This window comes from Amycolatopsis sp. FBCC-B4732 (genome assembly GCF_023008405.1).
Classification (GTDB): Bacteria; Actinomycetota; Actinomycetes; order Mycobacteriales; family Pseudonocardiaceae; genus Amycolatopsis; species Amycolatopsis pretoriensis_A.
In genome coordinates this window covers 163,468-182,713 of record NZ_CP095376.1, presented here as the reverse complement: position 1 = coordinate 182,713, position 19,246 = coordinate 163,468, and the positions used below count along the sequence as shown (strand labels likewise).

General features: G+C 75.1%; 2 protein-coding genes. Both read right to left on the bottom strand.

Annotation, left to right across the window (positions count from 1 at the left end; translation table 11 throughout):
* Positions 1-29: 29 nt before the first annotated feature.
* A complete protein-coding gene (locus MUY14_RS00565; protein WP_396126888.1) occupies positions 30-5,237 on the bottom strand; it encodes a type I polyketide synthase in 5,208 nt (1,735 codons plus the stop codon).
* A 45-nt stretch (positions 5,238-5,282) separates the two neighbouring features.
* Complete coding sequence (locus MUY14_RS00560; protein ID WP_247019674.1) at positions 5,283-19,229, bottom strand: type I polyketide synthase; 13,947 nt, start codon at positions 19,227-19,229, stop codon at positions 5,283-5,285.
* Positions 19,230-19,246: the final 17 nt, after the last annotated feature.

The following is a 19,246-nucleotide window of genomic DNA, read 5'->3' as shown; positions in this document are numbered from 1 at the left end:
CCAGGAAGGTGTGCCCCGGCGGGCGGGGGTCAGGGGGTGCGCAGCTCGTCGAGGACGCCGAACAGCTCGTCGTCCGTGGCCGCGTCGATGTCGGCGGCCGGGCCGGCTTCGGGTTCGGTGCTCCAGCGGGAGAGCAGTTCCTTGAGCCGCACCGTGAGCGCCTCGCGGGCCTCGCCGGTGAACGGCGCCAGCACGGTCTCGAGGCGGCCGAGTTCGGCGAGCGCGGGCGCGAGCGCCGGAGCGGTGTCCGTGCCGAGCCGCGCGGCGAGGAACCGGGCCAGCGCCGTCGCCGTCGGGTGGTCGAACACGAGCGTCGCGGGCAGCCGCGCGCCCGTCGCGGCCTGCAGGCGATTGCGCAGCTCGACCGCGGTGAGCGAGTCGAATCCGAGGTCGAGGAACCCGCGGCCCGGCTCGACCGCGCCCGGCCCGGCGTGCCCGAGGACCGCGGCCGCCTGCGCCCGTACGAGCGTGAGCAGCACCCGGTCCCGTTCCTCCGGCGCGAGCCCGGCCAGCTGACTGCGCAGCGAAGTGTCGACGGCCGCGGTCCGCCGCAGCGGCGCGCGGACCAGCCCCCGCAGCAACGGCGGCACGCCCTGGTCGCCGCGTACGCGCAGGTCGAGCTGCACCGGCACCACCACCGGCTCGCCGGACGCCAGCGCCAGGTCGAACGCCGCGAGTCCGTCCTCGGCGGTGAAGGCCCGGGACCCGGTGCGGCGCAACCGGTCCAGTCCGGCCGAGCCGAGCGTGCCGGTCAGTTCGCTGGTGTCCGCCCACAGGCCCCAGGCGAGCGACTGCCCGGGCAGGCCCAGCGCCCGCCGGTGCCGGGCCAGCGCGTCGAGGTAAGCGTTGGCGGCGGCGTAGTTGCCCTGCCCCGGCGTACCGAACGTGCCCGCGGCCGACGAGAACAGCACCAGGTGCGCGGCGGGAGCCAGCTCGTGGAGGTGCCACGCGGCGTCTGCTTTGGCCCGCAGCACGGCGTCGATCCGTTCCGGTGTCAGGGTTTCGGCGACGCCGTCGTCCAGCGTACCCGCCGTGTGCACCACGGCGGCGAGGTCGGGCACGTCGTCGAGGACCTCCGCGAGCCGGGCCCGATCGGCGACGTCGCACGAGACGACGGTCACCTCGGCACCCAGCGCGGTCAGGCCGGAGACGACATCGGCGGCGCCGGGGGCGGCGTACCCGCCCCGGCTCACCAGCACCAGCCGTTTCGTCCCGTTCCGCGCGAGGTGCCGGGCGACCAGTCGGCCGAGCGTCCCGGTGCCGCCGGTGATCAGCACGCTGCCGTCGAACGACGGCGGCTCGGCCGGTTCGGCGGCGACCGGCGCCAGGCGCGGCACGTAGATCTGTCCACTTCGGACCGACAGCTGGTTCTCGTCCGCGGGCAGCTCGGCGGGCACCGGGTCGCCCGGGTGCTCCAGGTCGAGCAGGACGAACCGGTCCGGGTGCTCGGCCTGCGCCGAACGCACCAGTCCCCAGACGGCCGCGGCGGCCGGATCGTCGGTGGTCCCCCCGGAGGTGACGAACACCAATCGCCGGTCACCGTCCAAATCGGACTGGATGCGGGCCAGCACCGAACCCAGCACTTCCCGGACGTCGCCCCGCGGAACCGGGACGAACTCGGCGTCCACCCGGGCACCGGGACCGCCGGGCACCCAGTCGACGCGGAACAGCGGGCCGGAGCGTCGGGCCGCCCGCACCTGACCGGGCACGACGGGGCGCGAGGTGAGCGCGTCGATCACCGCGACCGGCGCCCCGGCTTCGTCGGCGACCTCGACGGTCAGCGTCTCCGTGCCGGACGGCGTGAGGCGCACGCGCAACGCCGTCGCGCCCGCCGCGTACAGCCGGACCCCGGCCCACGAAAACGGCAGCCGCCCGGTGCCTTCGGTGTTCAACGAGCCGAGCGCGACGGCGTGCAGGGCGGCGTCGAGCAATGCCGGGTGCACGCCGAACCGCGCGGCCTCGGCGTGGTGCTCGCGCGGCAGCGCCACTTCGGCGAAGACCTCGTCGCCACGCCGCCAGACGGCCCGCAGGCCCTGGAACACCGGCCCGTACGCGAACCCGCGGTCGGCCGCGCGCCCGTAGACGTCGTCGAGCGGCACCGGTTCGGCGTCCGCCGGTGGCCACAGCGCGAGCCCGGCCGCCGGGACGGCACCGCCCGGCGCGGCGAACCCGGCGGCGTGCCGCGTCCACTCACCGAGCAGGTCGTCCTCCGGCCGCGAGTGCAGCGTCAAGGATCGGCGGCCGTCGTCGCCGGCCGCACCGACGGTGAGCCGGATCAGCACCGCACCCTCGGGCGGCAGCACGAGCGGTGCTTCCAAGGCCAGCTCCTCCACCTCGGCGCACCCGGCTTCGGCCGCGGCGTGCCGGGCGAGTTCGACGAACGCCGTGCCCACGAGCAGGACCGTGCCGTGCACGGCGTGCTCGGCCAGCCACGGGTGGGAGCGCAGCGAAAGCCTTCCGGTGAAAAGGAATCCGCCGTCGCCGGGCAGCTCGGCCGCCGCCCCGAGGAGCGGGTGCCCGGCGGAGGCCAGTCCCGCCGAGCCGAGGTCCGCCGCGGCCGCCGTGGCCGGGAGCCAGTAGTGCTCGCCTTCGAACGGGTAGGTGGGCAGCGGGACGGTGTTCGCGCCCTCGAACGCCGTGGCCCAGTCCGCGCGCACCCCGCGCACGAAGGCCTCGGCCATCGAGCGCAGCAGGCGCGACCGGCCGCCGTCGTCACGACGGAGCGAGCCGACCGCCACGATCTCGCGGCCCGCGTCCTCCGCCGTCTCCTGCACGGCCGTGGCCAGCACCGGGTGCGGGCTGCACTCGACGAACACGCCGTGGCCGTCGGCGAGCAGCTTGCGCGTGGCCTGCTCGAACTCGACGGTCTGGCGCAGGTTGCAGTACCAGTAGCCGGCGTCGAGCTGGGTCGGGTCGGCCGGGCGGCCGGTGACGGTCGAGTAGAACGGCAGCTCCCCCGCCCGCGGCCGCACCGGCGCGAGGACTTCGAGGAGCCGCTCTTCGATCGCTTCGACCTGCTCGGAGTGCGAGGCGTAGTCCACCGGGATCCGCCGGGCGCGGACGCCGTCGGCCTCGCACCCGGCCAGGAGCTTCTCGAGCGCGTCGGCCGGGCCGGACACGACCACGGACGCGGCCCCGTTGGCGGCGGCGATGGCCAGCCCGGTGCCCTCGATCCGGTCGGTCACCGCAGCGACCGGCTGCGCGACCGAGACCATCCCGCCCCCGCCTGCCAGGCGCAACAGCTCACGGCTGCGCACCGCGACGACCATGGCGGCGTCCTCAAGGGACAGTGCCCCGGCGACGCAGGCCGCCGCGATCTCCCCTTGACTGTGCCCGATCACGGCCGCCGGTTCGACACCGTGGGCCCGCCACACCGCGGCCAGCGACACCATCACGGCCCACAGCGCGGGCTGCACGACGTCGACGCGCTGCAAAGCGATTTCGTCGGAGAGGACGTCGAAGAGCTTCCAGTCCACATGGGACTCCAGGGCCGCGGCGCACTCGGCCATCCGGGCCGCGAACACCGGTTCGGCCGCCAAGAGCTCCTGCCCCATCCCGGCCCACTGCGAGCCCTGACCGGGGAAGACGAACACGACCCCGCCCCCACCCGACGGCGTCCCCTCGACGACCGCCGGGTCCGGCTCACCGGCGGCCAGCGCGGCCAGCCCGCGCCGCAGCTCGTCCCCGTCCCCGAGGACGACGGCCCGGTGCTCCAGCACGGTCCGCGTGGTGGCCAGCGAAAACCCGACGTCCGCCGGCTCCCCCTCGACCGCACTGAGCTGCGCAGCCCGAGCCCGCAACGCGCTCTGCGTCTTGCCCGACAGCACCCACGGCACCACCCCCGGCCCGCCACGGCTCGAGGACACCGCAACTTCCGGCGCCTCCTCCAGGATCACGTGGGCGTTGGTGCCGCTCACCCCGAACGACGACACCGCCGCCCGCCGGGGCCGGTCCGCCGCCGGCCACTCCCGGGCCTCGGTGAGCAGCGAAACCTCACCCGACGCCCAGTCGATGTGCGGCGACGGCTCGTCGACGTGCAACGTCTTCGGCAACTCCCCGTGCCGCAGCGCCTCGACCATCTTGAGGACACCCGCGACCCCGGACGCCGCCTGCGCGTGCCCGATGTTCGACTTGACGCTCCCCAGCCACAACGGCGCACCCGACCGGGACTGGCCGTACGTCGCCAGCAGCGCCTGCGCCTCGATCGGGTCGCCCAGCTCGGTGCCGGTGCCGTGCGCCTCGACGACGTCGATCTCGGCCGGCGTGAGCCGCGCGTCCGCGAGGGCCCGGCGGATCACGCGCCGCTGGGCGGGGCCGCTCGGGGCGGAGAGACCGTTGGACGCGCCGTCCTGGTTGATCGCGGAGCCGCGGAGGACCGCGAGCACGGTCCGGCCCTTCGCGACCGCGTCCGAAAGCCGTTCCAGCAGCACCACGCCCGCGCCCTCGGCCAGTCCCATGCCGTCGGCCGCCGCCGCGAACGCCTTGCAGCGCCCGTCCGGGGCGACCCCGCGCTGGCGGCTGAACTCGATCAGCACGGCCGGGGTCGACATGATCGTCACGCCGCCGGCCAGCGCCATCGTGCACTCGCCGCGCCGCAGCGCCTGCACGGCCAGGTGCAGCGCGACCAGCGACGACGAACACGCCGTGTCGACCGTGACGGCCGGTCCCTCCAGGCCGAGGGTGTAGGCGATCCGTCCGGAAAGGACACTGCCGGCCTTGCCGGTGACGAGGTGGCCTTCGACGCCTTCGGGCGCGGACTGCATCGCGCCGCCGTAGTCGGAGAACCCGCCGCCGACGAACACACCCGCCTGCTCGCCCCGCACCGACACCGGGTCGATGCCCGCGCTTTCGAACGCCTCCCAGCCGATCTCCAGGAGCAACCGCTGCTGCGGGTCCATCGCGAGGGCCTCGCGCGGGCTGATCGAAAAGAAGCCCGCGTCGAACTTCCCCGCGTCGCGGTGGAAGCCGCCGCCGCGCGCGTACGTCGTGCCCTGGCTGTCGGGGTCGGGGTCGTAGAGCGCCTCGACGTCCCAGCCGCGCTCGGCGGGGAACTCGCCGACCGCGTCGCCACCCTCGTGGACCAGCCGCCAGAGATCGGCGGCCGAGCGGACGCCACCCGGGTACCGGCAGCCGGTGCCGACGATCGCGATCGGCTCGTGCGTCCGGTCTTCGAGGTCGGCCAGCCGCTTGCGGGTGTCGCGCAGGTCGGTGGTGGCCCAGCGGAGGTACTCCCGCAGCTTCTCTTCGGGGGTGTCCATCGTGGTGCTCCTAGGTGCGAAAGGTCAGGGGGTGCGCAGGCCGTCGAGGACGTCGAACAGCTCGTCGTCGGTCGCCGCACCGAGGTCGCGGTCCCCGGGCGCCGGTTCGGCGGTGGTCAGCCGGCTCAGCAGCGTCGTCAGCCGCAGCGCCAGCTCCGTGCGCGCCGGGCCGTCGGCGACACCGCCGGAGAGCGCCGCCTCCAGCCGGTCGAGCTCGGCCAGGCCCGCGCCCGCGTCGCCGGGCAGGAGCTCGGCGAGGACGTGCGCGGCGAGGGCCTGTGCGCTCGGGTGGTCGAAGACGAGCGTGGCGGGCAGCCGCAGCCCGGTGGCCGTCGCGAGCCGGTTGCGCAGGTCGACCGCGGTGAGCGAGTCGAACCCGAGCTCCTGGAACGCTTGGGCCGGGTCGAGCGCCGACGGCGAATCGTGCCCGAGCACGGTCGCCGCCATGCCCCGGACCAGCTCCAGCACGGTCCGTTGCCGCTCGACGACCGACATTGCCAGCAGCCGCTCCCGAAACGCTTCCATCGTCCCGATAGCGGCGGCGTCGGCCTCCGCTTCGGCGGCGAGGATGCGCCGGACGTCCTCGATCCCGCCGAGCAGCGGGCTCGGCCGCGCCGAGGTGAACGCGGCGGTGAACCGCGCCCAGTCGACGTCGGCGACCGCGACGAAGGTGTCGCCGAGGTCGAGCGCCCGCTGCATCCCGCGCATGCCGGCCGCCGTCGCCATCGGGGACAGGCCGTGCCACTCGGGGTTGAGGTCCATCAGGTCCTCGACCACGACGCCGTCGTCGAGCACGTGCCGGGCGTCCCACACGCCCCAGGCGATCGACGTCGCCGTGCCGCCGTCCGCCCGCCGCCGCTCGGCGAGCGCGTCGAGGTAGGCCGACCCCGCCGCGTACGCACCGTGGTCCCCGCTGCCCCACACCCCGGCGATCGAGGAGAAGAGCACGAAGGCGTCGAGGTCGCGGCCGGCGAAGAGTTCGTCGAGGTGCGCGGCCCCGGCGACCTTCGCCGCGAGGACGTCGGCGAACTCGTCCACAGTGGACTCGGCCAGCGCGGTGAGCCGGATCAGCGCGGCGGCGTGCACCACCGACCGGATCGGCCCGTGGTCGGCCTCGGTCTTCTCGACCAGCGTCGCCAGCGCGTCCCGGTCGGCGACGTCGCAGGCCGCGACGGTCACGCCGACACCGGCCTCGGTGAGTTCCGCGGCCAGCTCGGCCATCCCGGTCGCCGCGCTGCCCCGGCGGCTGGTGAGCACCAGGTGCTCGGCGCCGTCCGCGGCGAGCTTGCGGGCGATCACCGGGCCGAGCGCGCCGGTCGCGCCGGTGACCAGGACGGTGCCGCGCGGCCGCCACGGCGCGGGCGCGGTGGCCGGCTTGACCGCGCGGACCAGCCGCCTGCCGAAGACGCCGTCGGCGCGGACGGCGATCTGGTCTTCCGGGCCGCCGCCGGTGATGGTGGCGAGGCAGCGCCCGAGAGCGGCGTCGTCCGCGTCGGCGGGCAGGTCGACCAGACCGCCCCAGCGCTGCGGCTGTTCGAGGCCGAGCACGCGCCCGAAGCCCCAGGTCTGGGCCTGCACCGGGTCCGGCGGGAGGTCCGCCGTCGTGACGCGCACGGCCCCGCGGGTCACGCACCACAGCGGTGCGGTGATCCCGGCCTCGGTCAGCTTCTGGGACAGCACGAGGTTCGCGACGAGCCCCGCCGTGACGCCGGGCCGCAGTTCGGAGCGGTCGGCGGCGAGCAGCGAGACGACGCCGGTGAACTCGCCGGCGAGTTCACCGGCCGGCCCGGCGACCACGACTTCGTGGCCGTGGCGGGTGAATTCCGCGAGGAGCGGGTCGCCGCCGTCCGCGGTGACGACCAGCCAGCGGCCCGGCTCGCCCGCGACCGGTTCGGCGGCCGGCTCCCACTCGACGGTGTAGCGCATCGAGTCCACAGCGGACTCTTCGGCGCGGTCGGCCCGCCAGCGCGCCAGCGCGGGCAGCACCGACGCCACCGCTTCGGAGTCGGCGCCGAGGACCGCGGCCAGCCCGGCCGGGTCGCCCGCGTCCACCGCGGACCAGAATCCGGCGTCTTCCGCCTTCGCCGCCGCGGGCAGCTGGAAGTCCAGCCAGAACCGCTGGTGCTGGAACGGGTACACCGGCAGCTCGACGCGCCCGGCCCCGGGGAAGACGCCGGCCCAGTCGACCGGCACCCCCTGGACGTACAACTCGCCGGCGGACAGCAGGACCCGGTCGGCGCCGCCGGCGTCCCGCCGGAGGGTGCCACCGGTGACGACCGGGCGTCCGGCGCGTTCGGCCGTCCCGCCGATCGCCATCGTCAGCACCGGGTGCGGGCTGCACTCGACGAACACGCCGTGCCCGGACTCCAGCAGCGCTTGCGTGGCCTGCTCGAACTCCACGGTCTGACGCAGGTTGCGGTACCAGTAGGACGCGTCGAGCGTGGCGGTGTCGACCGGCTCGCCGGTCACCGTCGAGCAGAACGGTACCCGGCCGGGCACCGGGCGCACCGGGGCCAGCAGCCCGGCCAGCCGGTCCTCGATGCGGGACACGTGGGCCGAGTGCGAGGCGTAGTCCACCGGGATCCGCCGGACGTGCACCCCGTCGGCGGCGCAGGTGTCGTGGAAGCGGGTCAGCTCGGCCGCACCTCCGGACACCACGACCGCACCGGGCCCGTTCACCGCCGCGACCGAGAGGTCCGCGTAGTCCGCCAGCCGGGCACGCACGGCGTCGGCGCCGAGCGCGACCGAGACCATCCCGCCCCGGCCGGCGATCTCACGGATGGCCTGGCTGCGCAGGGCGACCACCCGGGCACCGTCCTCGAGGGACAGTCCCCCGGCGACCACGGCCGCGGCGATCTCGCCCTGGCTGTGCCCGAGCACGGCGTCGGGCCGGACGCCGAGCGACTCCCAGACGGCGGCGAGCGACACGAGGATCGCCCACAGCACCGGCTGCACGACGTCCACCTGCTCGATCGGCTCGCCCGCCCGGACGACGTCGAGCACCGGGAAGTCCACATAGGACGTCAGCGCCGCCGCGCACTCGGCCATCCGCGCGGCGAACACCGGGGAGGCGTCCAGCAGTTCGGCGGCCATGCCGGTCCATTGCGAACCCTGGCCGGGGAAGACGAACACGACCTTGCCGGGTGTCCCGGCCACGCCTTCCGCGACGCCGGGCCCGGCCAGCTTCCCCAGCCGGTCCCGCAGTTCGGCGGCGTCCCGGCCGACGACGACGGCCCGGTGCGCGAACTCGGACCGCGTGGTCGCCAGCGAGAACCCGACGTCGGCCGGGTGCGCGGCGTCCACTCGCGACAGCAGGTTGGCGGCCTGTTCCCGCAACGCATCGGCGGTGCGAGCCGAGAGCACCCACGGGACCGCGGGCGGCGTCACGGGCTCGGCCGGCGTCGTTCCGGGCGCCTGCTCCAGGATCAGGTGCGCGTTGGTACCACTGACGCCGAAGGAGGAAACCCCGGCGCGGCGCGGCTTGTCGCCCGGTTCCCACGGCCGCGGCTCGGTGAGCAGCTCGACCGAGCCCGCCGTCCAGTCGATGTGCGTCGAGCGCTCGGCGGCGTGCAGCGTGCGCGGCAGGACGCCGTGGCGCAGGGCCATGACCATCTTGATCACGCCCGCGACCCCGGACGCGGCCTGCGTGTGCCCGATGTTCGACTTGACGCTGCCCAGCCACAACGGCTCGGCACGGTCCTGGCCGTAGGTGGCCAGCAGGGCCTGCGCCTCGATCGGGTCACCCAGCGACGTACCGGTGCCGTGCGCTTCGACGGCGTCCACATCGGACGGCTGCAGGCCGGCAACACTGAGCGCCTGCCGGATCACCCGTTGCTGCGACGGGCCGTTCGGCGCGGTGAGGCCGTTCGACGCGCCGTCGGAGTTGACCGCCGAACCGCGGATGACCGCGAGCACCGGGTGGCCGTTGCGCTGGGCGTCGGAAAGCCGTTCCAGGACGACCATGCCGATGCCCTCGGCCATGCCCATCCCGTCCGCGTCGGCGGAGAACGCCTTGCAGCGGCCGTCCTTCGCGAGCCCGCGCTGACGGCTGAACAGCACGAACGGCGCCGGCGACGCCATCACGGTCACGCCGCCGGCGATCGCCAGCTCGCTTTCCCCGCTGCGCAGGGACTGCCCGGCCATGTGCAGCGCGACCAGCGACGACGAGCACGCCGTGTCGAGCGTGACGGCCGGGCCTTCGGTGCCGTAGGTGTAGGCGAGCCGGCCGGCGGTGACGCTCATCGAGGTACCGGTGAGCAGGTGCCCTTCGGTGCCTTCCGGCGGTTCGGCCAGGTTGGCGCCGTAGGACGACGTGCTCGCTCCGACGAAGACGCCGGTCCGGCTGCCGCGCAGGGTGGCCGGGGTGATGCCGGCGCTTTCGAACGCCTCCCACGACGCCTCCAGGAGCAGCCGCTGCTGCGGGTCCATCGCAAGGGCTTCGCGGGGGCTGATCCCGAAGAACGCGGGGTCGAAGTCCGCGACGCCGTCGAGGAAACCGCCTTCCCGGACGTAGGTCTTGCCGGGGGCGTCCGGGTCCGGGTCGAAGAGGCCGCCGAGGTCCCAGCCGCGGTCGGCGGGGAACCCGGAGATGCCCTCGCCGCCCGCGTCGAGCATCCGCCACAGGTCGTCGGGCGAGCCGACGCCCCCGGGGAACCGGCAGCTCATGGCGACGATCGCGATGGGCTCGTCGGTCCTCGCCGTGGTGACGGAGGCGGCGGTCTCCTGCTCGCCGCCGAGGTGCCGGGCCAGCGCTTCGGGGTTCGGGTAGTCGAAAACGAGCGTCGCGGGCAGCCGCCGTCCGGTGGCCGCCTGGAGGCGGTTGCGCAGCTCGATGGCGGTGACCGAGTCGAAACCGAGGTCGCGGAACGCCCGGTCGGCGTCGACGTCGGCGCCGGAGTCGTAGCCGAGCACGGCCGCGACCTGCGCGCGGACGACCCCGAGGAAGTCGGTCGCCGCTTCCGGGGCGGCCTCGGCGACGAGCCGCCGGACCTCGGGGATCTCGCGAAACAGCGGGCTCGGCGTCCCGGACACGGCGACGACGCGGGCCCAGTCGATGTCGACGACGACCGCGCTGGTCTCGTCGTGGTCGAGCACGCGCTGCAGAGCCGCGATCGCCAGGTCCGGGTCCATCGCCGGGACCCCGCGGGAGAGCATGCGCTCCTCGACGGCGCCGGTGGCCATGCCGCCCGCGGCCCAGTGCCCCCAGACGACGGCGGTCGCGGGCAGCCCTTCGGCCCGCCGCCGGCGCGCGAGGGCGTCGACGAAGGCGTTGCCGGGGGCGTAGTTGCCCTGACCCGCGGCGCCGAACATGCCGCCGAAGGAGGAGAACAGCACGAACGCGTCGAGGTCGTGGGTCAGCTCGTGGAGGTTGACCGCCGCTTCGGCCTTGACCCGCAGGACGTGCTCGACCTGCTCGAGGGTGAGCTGCTCGAGGAGCGCGTCGTCGAGCGCGGCGGCGGTGTGCACGACGGCGGTCAGCGGGACGCCGTCCAGCAGCGCCGCGAGCGCCGCGCGGTCGGCGAGGTCCACAGTGGACACGCTGACGCGGCAGCGTTCTTCCAGTTCGGCCACCAGCTCGGGGGCGCCGGGCGCGTCGAGACCCCGGCGTCCGGTGAGGATGACGTGCTCGGCCCCGCCGCGGGCGAGCCACCGGGCGACGTGCGCGCCGAGGGCCCCGGTGCCGCCGGTGACGAGCACGGTTCCCCGGGGCCGCCACGCCTTCGCGGTGCCACCGCCGGTGGCGTGCGCCAGCCGCCGGGCGAGCACACCGGAGGCCCGGACCGCGAGCTGGTCTTCGCCGCCCGGCGCCGCCAGCACCGCGGCGACCTGGTCGGCGACGTCCCCCGTGGCGGGCAGGTCGATCAGGCCACCCCAGCGCGCGGGGTGCTCCTGGCCGACGACCGGGCCGAGGCCCCAGACGAGGGCCTGCTCGGGATCTTCGACGGGGTCGGCCGGGCCGGTGCTCAGCGCACCCCGGGTGAGCACCCAGAGCGGTGCTTCGACACCCGCGTCCCCGAGTGCCTGGACGAGGGTGACGGTGGCGGCGTGCGCCAGCGGGACGGCCGGGTACGCCGGGTGCCGGCCGGGCGCGGCGGCGAGCAGCGAGACGACGCCGTCGACGTCCTCGTGTCCGGCCAGCAGCGCGGCCAGCGCCGGGCGGTCGGCGGCCGGGTCCACCGTCAGCCGGCTGACCTCCGCCCCGCGCGCGGCGAGCGACGTTTCGAGTGAATCGGTGCCGCCTTCGGGAACCACGAGCAGCCAGCGGCCGCTCAGCTGGGCCGCGGCGGGCTTCAGCGGCCGCCAGGTGACACGGTAGCGCCAGCCGTCCACAGTGGACTTTTCCTGGCTGCGCCGCCGCCAGGACGACAGGACCGGCAGCACCGAATCCAGGGCCGCACGCTGTTCCTCGTCGACGCCGAGTGCGCCCAGGTCCGCGCGCTCCAGCGCGTCCCAGAACCGGTCGTCGACCGGGTTCGCCGTGCGCGGTTCCGGGTCGCTCGGCCAGAACCGCCGGTGCCGGAACGGATACGTGGGCAGCTCGACCCGGGCCGCGCCGGTCCCGCGGAACGCCACCGTCCAGTCGACCGGGACGCCGGCCACGAACGCCTCCGCCAGTGACCGCGTGAGCCGGCCGGGCCCGCCGTCGGCACGGCGCAGGGTGCCCGTCGCCACGACCTCGCGGCCCGCAGCGTCGGCCGTCTCCTCGACACCCGCCGTCAGCACCGGGTGCGCGCTGCACTCGACGAACGCGGTGTGCCCCGACTCCAGCAACCCTCCGATCGCCCGGTCGAACCGGACCGGTTCACGCAGGTTGCGGTACCAGTAGCCGGCGTCCAGCGCGGCCGTGTCGAGCACCTCGCCCGTCACCGCGGAGACGAACGGGATCCGCGCCGACCGGGGGGTCACCTCGGCCAGCACCGACGCCAGCTCGTCGGCCAGCAACTCGACCTGCGCCGAGTGGGACGCGTAGTCGACGGCGATCCGGCGCGCCCGGACGTCCACCGACGCCGGCAGCTCGTCCAGCGCCGCGGCCTCACCCGAGACCACGACCGACGACGGGCCGTTCACCGCCGCCACCGAAATCCGCGCACCCCACGGCGCGATCAGCTCCCGCACCCGCTCGACCGGCGCGGCCAGCGACACCATGCCGCCCAGCCCCGACAACCGCAGGATCGCCTTGCTCCGCAACGCGACCACTCGCGCGCCGTCCTCAAGGGACAGTCCACCTGCGACCACCGCGGCCGCGATCTCACCCTGCGAATGCCCGACGACGGCATCGGGTTCGACGCCGTACGAACGCCACACCTCCGCCAGCGACACCATGACGGCCCACAGCACCGGCTGCACGACGTCGACCCGCTCCAGGTCACCGTCGAGCGCTTCGAGGAGCTTCCAATCCACGAAGGGTTCCAGTGCCGCCGCGCATTCGGCCATCCGTGCGGCGAACACCGGCGACGAGCCGAGCAGCTCCCGGCCCATCCCGGTCCACTGCGAACCCTGGCCGGGGAAGACGAACGCCACCCGGCGCCCCGGCCGGGCCACGCCGGTGATCGTTCGGTCCGCGTCGCCGTCGAGGACGACCGCGCGGTGCTCGAACAGCGCCCGGGTGGTGACCAGCGAGAACCCGACGTCCAGCAGATCGCCGCTCAGCGAACCCACCTGAGCTTGCAGAGCTTCCGCGCTCCGGGCCGAGAACACCCACGGCACCACCGGCGGCACCACCCGCTCGACCGCGATCGGCTCCACCGCGGGAGCCGCTTCGAGGATCACGTGCGCGTTGGTCCCGCTGATCCCGAACGACGAGACCGCCGCCCGCCGCGGCCGGCCCGTCGACGGCCACGGCTCGGGCGCCGAGAGCAGCCGGATCGCGCCGGACGACCAGTCCACGTGCGGGGTCGGCGTCGCGGCGTGCAGGGTGCGCGGCACGGTGTCGTGACCGAGCGCGAGCACCATCTTGACGACGCCGGCGACCCCGGCGGCGGCCTGCGTGTGCCCGATGTTCGACTTCACCGAGCCGAGCAGCAACGGGTGCGCACGGTCCTGGCCGTAGGTCGCCAGCAGCGCGTCCGCCTCGATCGGGTCGCCCAGCGACGTCCCGGTCCCGTGCGCCTCGACGACGTCCACATCGGACGGCCGCAGCCCGGCGTTCGCCAGCGCGGCGCGGATCACCCGCTGCTGCGACGGGCCGTTGGGCGCGGTGAGGCCGTTGGACGCGCCGTCGGAGTTCGTCGCGGTCCCGCGGACCACGGCGAGCACGGGGTGCCCGAGCCGCCGCGCGTCGGAAAGCCGTTCCACCAGGAGCATGCCGACGCCTTCGGCCCAGCCGGCGCCGTCCGCGTCGGCCGAGAACGCCTTGCAGCGCCCGTCGCGCGAAAGGCCGCGCTGGTGCGAGAACTCGACGAACGTGCCGGGGGTGGCCATCACCGTCGCGCCGCCCGCCAGCGCCATCGTGCACTCGCCCGAGCGCAGCGACTGGACGGCCAGGTGCAGGCCGACCAGCGACGACGAGCACGCCGTGTCGACCGTGACCGCCGGGCCTTCGAGGCCGAACGTGTAGGCGATCCGGCCCGAGGCGACGCTGCCGGAGTTGCCCACGCCGAGGAAGCCCTCGACGTCGTCCGGGCCGTCGGACAGGCGGGGGCCGTAGTCGTGGTACATCAGCCCGGCGAACACGCCGGTCCGGCTCCCGCGCAGCGTGCCGGGGTCGAGGCCGGCCCGCTCGAACGCCTCCCACGCCGCCTCCAGCAGCAGGCGGTGCTGCGGGTCCATGGCGAGGGCCTCCCGCGGCGAGATGCCGAAGAAGCCGGGGTCGAAGTCCGCGGCGCCGTCGAGGAACCCGCCCGCGCGGACGTAGGTCTTGCCGGGCTTCGGCTCGGGGTCGTAGAGCCCTTCGACGTCCCAGCCGCGGTCGGCCGGGAACTCGCCGATGGCGTCGACGCCGTCGTCCAGCAGCCGCCAGAGGTCTTCCGGCGAGGTCACCCCGCCCGGGAACCGGCAGCTCATCCCGACGATCGCGATCGGCTCGTCCGACGCGGCCACGGTCGCCGTCTCGCGAGTGGCCGAGGCCCCGCCGAGTTCGGTCCGCAGGAACGCGGCGAGCGCGACCGGCGTCGGGTGGTCGAACACGAGCGCGGCGGGCAGCCGCAGCCCGGTCGCGGCCGAGAGCCGGTTGCGCAGCTCGACCGCGGTCAGCGAGTCGAACCCCAGGTCCCGGAACGCCATCGAGACGTCCACAGTGGACACGTCGGCGTGGCCGAGCACCACGGCGACCTGCGTGCGGACGATCTCGGTCAGCAGGCGCTCGCGCCCGGCTTCGTCGAGCCCGGCCAGCCTCGACCGCAGGCCGGGATCGACCGCGGCCGCGCGGGCCGGGACCAGCTTGCGCAGCACCGGCGGCACCGGCTGGTCGCGCAGCGCGGCGACGTTCAGCTTCACCGGGACGAGCACCGCGTCGGCCAGCGTGCGGGCGGTGTCGAACAGCGCGAGGCCCTGCTCGTCGGCCAGCGGCGGGAAGCCGGCGCGGGTCATCCGCCGCCGGTCGAGGTCGGTCATCGCGCCGGTCATGCCGCCGCTGCGCGCCCACAGGCCCCAGGCCAGCGACTGCGCGCCCGGCCGTCGCCGCGCGAGGGCGTCGAGGACCGCGTTCGCGGCGGCGTAGGCGGCCTGCCCGGCGCTGCCGAGCGTGCCGGTCGCGGAGGAGAACAGCACGAACGTCGGGGCGTCGGTGAGTTCGTCCAGGATCAGCGCGGCATCCACCTTGGGCCGCAGCACCTTCTCGAAGTCCTCCGTGGTCAGCGACTCGACGACGCCGTCGGCGAGCGCACCCGCGGCGTGCACGACGGCGGTGACCTGCTCGTCTTCGAGGACCGCGGCGAGCTGCGCGCGGTCGGCGACGTCGCACCCGACGACACGGACGTCCGCGTCGAGGTCGGCGAGACCGGGGTGGGGCGCACCGGTGCGGCTGGTCAGCAGCAGGTGGCGGGCGCCGTACTCGGTGACGAGGTGCCGGGCCAGCAGCGAGCCGAGCGCGCCGGTGCCGCCGGTGATCAGCACCGTGCCGCTGACGTCGAACGCGGGCGCGGCCTCGGCGTCCGGCTGCTCGGCGCGGGCCAGCCGCGGCACGAGCACGACGCCGTCGCGCAGGACGGCTTCGGGCTCCTCCCCCGCGGCGAGCACGGCGAGGAGCGGGGTGAGGTCGTCGTTGTCGGTGTCCGCGAGCAGGAACCGGCCGGGGTGCTCGGCGCGGACCGAACGGACCAGGCCCCAGACGGCGGCGGCCGCGGGGTCTTCGCCGGTGGTCGCGCCCCGGGTGACGAGCACCAGGCGGCCGTCGCCGTCCAGGTGGTCCTGGATCACCTGGAGCGCCTCGGCCAGGACGCGCCGGACGCTCCCGCCGACGTCGGCCGGATCGCCGGCGACGGGCACCAGCGTCAAGTCGGTGTCCACATCGGACGGCACCGTGACCGGTGTCCACTCCGGGCGGAACAGCGAGTCGGTGACGAGCTGCTGCGCGGCGAGCGGCCGCAGGACCAGCGACGACACGGTGGCCACGGCGACCCCGGTGCCGTCGGCGATGTCGAGCGCCACGGCGTCGTCGCCGGCCGGCCGGATGCGGACGCGCAGGGTGGCCGGGCCGCCGGCGTGCAGGACCGCGCCGGACCACGCGAAGGGCATCATGGCCCGCTCGCCGCCGCCGAGGGCCGCGGCTTGCAGGGCCGCGTCGAGCAGCGCCGGGTGCAGGCCGAACCGGGCCGCCTCGGGGGCAAGGTCCGCCGGGAGCGCGACTTCGGCGTAGAGCTCCTCGCCGAGCTGCCAGGCCGCGCGCAGCCCGCGGAACGCCGGGCCGTAGGCGAAGCCCTGGGCGGCGAACCGGTCGTGGAGGCCGTCGACGTCGAGAGCGTCGGCGCCGGTCGGAGGCCAGGTCAGCAGGTCCGTGCCCGCCGGCTCGGGGCCGCCGAGCACGCCGCTCGCGTGCCGGGTCCAGCCGTCGTCGCCGTCCCGGCTGAACACGCCGACCGGGCGGCGTCCGGTGCCGTCGGGCGCGCCGACCGAGACCTGGACCTCGAGGGCGCCCTGCTCGGGCAGCACCAGCGGGGTCTCCAGGACGAGGTCCTCGACGACCCGGGTGCCGGTCTCCTGCGCGGCGCGCGCGGCGAGTTCGAGCATCGCCGTGCCGGGCAGCACGACCGAACCGCGGACGACGTGGTCGGCCAGCCACGGGTGCGACTTCGGCGAAAGCCGGCCGGTGAACAGGTAGCCGTCGCCGTCGGCGAGCGCGACGACCGCGCCGAGCAGCGGGTGCCCGGCCGAGCCGAGCCCGGCGAGGTCACCGGTGACGGCCGGGGCGTCGAGCCAGAACGGCGTCCGCTGGAACGGGTAGGTCGGCAGTTCGACGCCGGTCGCGTCGACGCCGTCGAACTCGCGGGCCCAGTCGACGGCGACGCCGTGGCCGAAAGCGGTGCCGAGCGACGTGAGCAGCCGGGCGCGGCCACCGTCGCCGCGGCGGAGGGTGCCGACCGCCGCGTCGTCGAGGCCGGGGACGAGCACCGGGTGCGGGCTGCACTCGACGAACACGGGCTTGCCGCCGAAGCCGCGCACGGTTCGGTCGAAGTGGACGGTCTGGCGCAGGTTGCGGTACCAGTAGGCGGCGTCGAGCGCGGCGGTGTCGAGCAGGTCGCCGGTGACGGTGGAGTGGAACGGGACGTCACCGGTGCGCGGGCGGATCGGGGCCAGCGCTTCGAGGAGCTCGGCTTCGATGCCCTCGACGTGGGCGGAGTGGGACGCGTAGTCGACGGCGATCCGCTTGGCCGGGACGTCCTGGGCCAGCAGTTCGTCGAGAGCGGCGGCGTCGCCGGAGACGACGACCGAGGACGGCCCGTTGACGGCGGCGATCGACAGCCGCTCGCCCCACGGCGCGATCAGCTCTTCCGCGCGCGCCACGGGAACGGTGAGCGAAACCATGCCACCGCGGCCGGACAGCCGCAGGATCGCCTTGCTCCGCAGCGCGACCACGCGCGCACCGTCCTCAAGCGACAGTCCACCCGCGACGACGGCGGCGGCGATCTCACCTTGGGAGTGCCCGATCACGGCGGCGGGCTCGACGCCGTGGGAGCGCCAGACTGCGGCGAGCGACACCATGACGGCCCAGAGCGCGGGCTGCACGACGTCCACGCGCTGGAGGTCGCCGTCGAGGACGTCGAGCAGGTCCCAGTCCACGAAGGGCTTCAGGGCCGCCGCACATTCGGCCAGCCGCGCGGCGAACACCGGTGAGGACGCAAGGAGTTCCTGTCCCATCCCGGCCCACTGCGAACCCTGTCCTGGGAAGACGAACACGGCCCGCCGTGTCCCGCGTGCGACTTCGGCGCCGGCACCCTGCTCGGCCAGCGCGGTCAGCCCGGCCCGCAGATCCCCGGCGACGACGGCCCGGTGCTCGTACACCTGCCGCGTCCGCACGAGCGCGGCCCCGACGGCGGCTGGGTCACCGTCCACAAGTGACAGCAGGTTCCGGGCCTGGTCACGCAACGCCGGCTCACTGCGAGCCGAAAGGACCCACGGCACCACCGGATCCGCCACGGCGGGGGCGGGCTCGGGTCGCGGCCGGGCTTCGAGGATTACGTGGGCGTTCGTGCCGCTCACGCCGAACGACGAGACGCCCGCCCGCCGGACGTCGGTCTCCGGCCATTCCACCGGCTCGGTGAGCAGCTCGACCGCGCCGGACGCCCAGTCCACGTGCGGCGAAGGCGCGTCGACGTGCAACGTGCGAGGCAGCACGCCGTGCCGCATCGCCTGGATCATCTTGATCATCCCGCCGACCCCGGCGGCGGCCTGCGTGTGCCCGATGTTGGACTTCAGCGACCCCAGCCACAGCGGCCGCTCCCGGTCCTGCCCGTACGTCGCCAGCAGCGCCTCGGCTTCGATCGGGTCACCCAGGGAAGTTCCGGTGCCGTGCGCTTCGACGGCGTCCACTTCGGACGCGGCCAGCCCCGCGTTGGCCAGCGCCGCGCGGATCACGCGCTGCTGCGCGAGACCGTTGGGCGCGGTCATGCCGTTGGACGCGCCGTCCTGGTTCACCGCGGTGCCGCGCACCACCGCGAGGATCGGGTGGCCGAGGCGCTCGGCGTCGGAAAGCCGTTCCAGGAGCAGGACTCCGGCGCCCTCGGCCCAGCTGGTGCCGTCGGCGGCGGCCGCGAACGCCTTGCAGCGGCCGTCCGGGGCCAGCGCCCGCTGCCGGCTGAACTCGATCAGCGCGGACGGCGTCGCCATCACGGCAACGCCCCCGGCGAGCGCGAGGCTGCAGTCACCCTGGCGCAGAGCCTGCGCGGCCAGGTGGACGGCGACCAGCGACGACGAGCACGCCGTGTCGACGGTGACCGCCGGCCCTTCGAGCCCGAAGGTGTAGGCGAGCCGCCCGGACGCGACGCTGCCCGCGCTGCCGTTGCCGAGCAAGCCCTCGAAGCCCTCCGGGACCTGGTACATCCGGCCCGCGTAGTCGTTGTACATCACGCCGGCGAACACGCCGGTGCGGCTGCCGCGCACCGCGTCCGTGGTCAGCCCGGCCCGCTCGAACGCCTCGTGCGACACCTCCAGCAGGAGCCGCTGCTGCGGGTCGATGGCGAGGGCGTCGCGCGGGCTGATGCCGAAGAACGCCGGGTCGAAGTGGTCGGCGTCGTGCAGGAAGCCGCCTTCGCGGGTGTAGACCTTGCCCGGCTCGTCCGGGTCCGGGTCGTAGAGCCCTTCGAGGTCCCAGCCGCGGCGGGCCGGGAAGCCGGTGACGGCGTCGCCGCCGCGGGCGACGAGGTCCCACAGTGCTTCGGGGGACCCGGCGCCGCCGGGGTAGCGGCAGCTCATCCCGATGACGGCGATCGGTTCGCCCGCCGCCGCTTCGAGCCGTCGGTTGACTTCCCGCAGCCGGTCGCTCTCCTTGAGCGACGCGCGCAGGGCTTCGACGATCTTGTCCGGTGCTGTGGCCATGGTGGTCGGTCTCCGCG

Coding starts and splice junctions, on each gene's coding strand:
- MUY14_RS00560 (WP_247019674.1), bottom strand. CDS start 19,229: ATGGCCACAGCACCGGACAAGATCGTCGAAGCCCTGCGCGCGTCGCTC.